This is a genomic window from Kordia sp., assembly GCF_045105435.1.
Taxonomy (GTDB): domain Bacteria; phylum Bacteroidota; class Bacteroidia; order Flavobacteriales; family Flavobacteriaceae; genus Kordia.
The window spans coordinates 1-3,547 of sequence record NZ_JBGCDL010000072.1 but is presented as its reverse complement, the minus strand read 5'-3'; the positions used below and the strand labels follow the sequence as shown (position 1 = coordinate 3,547).

General features: G+C 36.8%; 4 protein-coding genes. All 4 read right to left on the bottom strand.

Translation table 11 applies throughout. The features are described from left to right. Positions 1-551 (bottom strand): hypothetical protein (locus AB8B65_RS03450; RefSeq protein ID WP_405299462.1); only part of this gene is annotated, 551 nt, incomplete at its 3' end. Between the two features lie 38 nt (positions 552-589). Continuing rightward, the gene (locus tag AB8B65_RS03445) at positions 590-1,090 is read right to left on the bottom strand and encodes a GNAT family N-acetyltransferase (RefSeq protein ID WP_405299461.1); all 501 of its coding nucleotides are present in this window, start codon (positions 1,088-1,090) and stop codon (positions 590-592) included. Position 1,091: 1 nt separating this feature from the next. Then, positions 1,092-2,663, bottom strand: coding sequence for an amidohydrolase family protein (locus tag AB8B65_RS03440; RefSeq protein ID WP_405299460.1), 1,572 nt, complete (start codon positions 2,661-2,663; stop codon positions 1,092-1,094). Then, on the bottom strand, positions 2,657-3,547 hold an 891-nt coding region (locus tag AB8B65_RS03435; protein WP_405299459.1), incomplete at its 5' end, for an enolase C-terminal domain-like protein. The genes AB8B65_RS03440 and AB8B65_RS03435, both read right to left, overlap by 7 nt.

Below are 3,547 nucleotides of genomic sequence, written 5' to 3'. Positions count from 1 at the left end.
CCACCAGTCGTATGATTTACACGATCGTGTTCCAATTCGTAATTCTTCGCATCGGCAGTAATATCGCCTGCTTTATCGCAAGAACCGTAAATATGTAAGGTCATGTATCTGTCTGTTGATGGATTCCCCATTTGATGAATCATTGCGTTTACAACCTTTACAATAGAACCCGATGTTAAAATCTCTTTCTTCGCAAAACGCAATTGATTATTTCTATTTTGATAGATAAAATGGTGTACATTTCCAAATACTTGAACAACGCCCCATTGTGTATATCCGTGATTGTGAATAGAAGAATAATCGCCTGGATTCCATGACATTGCCATAATTTCAAACTTCCCTGCGTCATAAATCATTTTACGTCCGTAACCATCTTCAATTGGGTGATCAAAATCGGCATAAGCTTCCAAATCTTTCTGTGTAATTTGAGCTTGCTCTACAAAATCTTTAATATTTGAAGCAGTGACTTTTTCTCCACTATCAACGGCGTCTTGTATCAACGTTTTTAAGGTTTCTAAAGCTGGTGCTAAAACTTCTTCTTGTAACATCATGTCCTTTGCGTTTTTTAAATTCTTAATTTCTTAGTGTACTATTCTATTACGTATTGCATGATAATCATATCTAACCATTGATTGTTTTTAAAGCCAATTTGATTTTGACGACCGACTATAGTATAGCCTAATTTTTCATTATATACAATACTTGCCGTATTTGTGGCGAATACTTTTGCAACTAAATGTTTGTATTGTAATTGTTTGCATTGTTCAATTACGTACTTTTTCATCGTTGTTCCGTATCCTTTTCCTAGCTTCGTTTCTGTGAAATACACGGCAGTTTCACAAGCAAAGCGATATCCTTCACGATCACTATATCGTTTAATAATTCCCCAACCAATCACTTCATCATCTTCTGTAAAGACATATAATTTTTCGCGATTGTGAAATTTTTGTATCCAACTTGCAATATCATCCGCAGTTTTCAACGTTTCTTCCATCGAAGCTGTGCCCAACTTGATGTATTCATTATATATATTAGCAACTGTTTGATAATCAGTTGTATTAATTGTTCTTATTTCAGTGTTCTGTTGCATTTCAATCTTTCAATGTCAATACTTTTCCTGGTGTTGCATCTTGTATTTTTGTGTGCTGAATGAGATGCGAACCGTTTACCCATAAATGTTCAATTCCTGATGATAATTCTCTAGGCGTTAAATAAGTAGCATTTGCTTTTACTGCATTCGGATCAAACAAAACGATGTCTGCGTAATAGTCTTTTGCAATTAAACCTCTGTGTTTCAGTTGAAAAAATTCAGCAGGTAGATGGGTAACTTTATGAACGGCTTCTTCCCAACTTAATAGTTGTTCATCAATAACAAAACGTTGTAAAAACTCTGTAAATGCTCCATACGATCTTGGATGCGGTTGCCCAATGCTTTTTGGTGCATTAATTGGATAACTCCATGAATCTGTACAAATCATACTATTTGGCCATAACACAGCTGTATCAATATCTTTTTGATCGATGCAATGATATACAACCCAAGTTTCAGTACTTGCTGCTAAAATATCAGCAACAGCTTGCGCTAACGAAATTTTTTGTTCGGCAGCAATTTCAGAAACATTCTTATTGTAATAACTTTTTAGATCGTCAGAGATAATCAGCATGCGCGACATGTCATAATCCTTCTGAATAATCCATTCCGCAATAGCAGTAACATTTTCGGTATCTTTCATTTTATCAGAAACCGCCGCAATTCCGTCTTGCAACATATATTTAGGAATAAACGCGCGCAATTTTGTGGAAACTGCTGTATACGGATATACATCACAGGCAGCTTGCAATTTGCTCGTTTTATTAAATTCCTCGATCATTTTTAAGACTTTCGGAATTTTTCCCCAATTTTCTTTTTCAGCCGCTTTTATATGACTGATCAACACGCGAATATCTGCTTGCTTTCCAATGTTTAAAGCTTCCTCCACGGCTTCTTCCAGTCCATCACGTTCATTACGAACATGCGAAGCGTATACGCCACCTTTTTCAGCCGTTACTTTGGCTAAGGCAATAATTTCGTCCATTTCGGCAAAACAACCTGGCGCGTATATTAATCCTGTGGAAATTCCCAAAGCGCCTTCGTCCATTGCTTCAGCTAAGGCTGTTTTCATGGTTTCCAGTTGTTCAGGTTGCAAATTGTGCCAATCGTCCATATTTCCTGCGCGAAGCGTGCTATGTCCGACCAACGTTGCAATGTTGAATTGTATTTTATCTTCTATTTGTTTGAAATATTCTTCTAGCGATCGCCATTCAAACGGAAATCCAATTTCGTCTGACAAACGATTCATGGTTGTATCTAAATGTTCGCCAATTGGAGCTGGAGATGTTCCGCAGTTTCCAAATATTTCAGTGGTAATTCCTTGATATAATTTATGATCGGCAGCGTTTGGAAAGAAATATCCAAAACCTGTGGATGCGTGCGGATCTATAAAACCAGGTGTTAAAATCAGTCCAGAAGCGTCAATAATTTCTTTAGCTGCGGGAATTTCAAAATCGTCACCTTGATAGTGAATACATGCAATGCGATCATCTTGGATTCCGACATTTCCAATTTTGGCAGTTTCCTTATGTCCTGTGCAAATTTTTGCGTTTTGTATGTAAAAATCTAGCATGTAACTTCTATGGTTTTTTGATCAATGGTGTATTTGTCAACCAAATTCGGTTGTACTTGGCAATGTTGTAAGCTTTCAATGGAAACATAACCGCTGGTCATTTCTACATTTGGCGCAACGATGTCTTCCAAGAAATAACGATCTGACGGACTTAAATCATGTGCACGAGCGTTTGGTAAATAGGAAGCCATGCGTAAATTGAGCGTTCTTCCAATGCCAGTTTCAAACATACCGCCAATCCAACATGGAATGTGATGTTTGGCGCAATATTGAATAATTTCAATACTTTTCATCACGCCACCAACACGTCCAACTTTTAGATTTACTTCGTCCAAAACACCTAAATGATGTAATTTTAATACATCTCCAAGCGATTTTATTTCTTCATCATAACAGATAAAAACATCCGGATTTTCCTGTTTCGCTTTCAATAATAAATCGAATCGAGTAGGAGCAAACGGTTGCTCAATCATGGTTTGATACGTATTTGCAAAATAGTTAAAGACTTCAAAATCGTCATCACCAAAACTACCATTCGCATCAAAACTTACGTATGTATCTGCTTTGAACAACATCGGATTTATTTCTTCAAAAAAGTCAATACGTACATTCGGTGATATTTTAAATTTTAGTCGTCTGTAACCAGTTTCTAAAGCATTTTTTACCACTTCTTTCATTCGGTCTAACTCTGTGTAAAGTCCAAGTGAAATTCCAACAGGAACGTCGGTCAATGGTTTATTTTCTAATAATTGGAAAGGTGATTTCCCTGTATTTTTTTCTATGACTTGCAATGCTGCCATTTCAACAGCTGCTTTTGTAAAGTTCCAACCGCGAATTTTATCGAGTCGTTTCACAAGGTCGCCAAAGGTTTGTTGTGGCGCTAA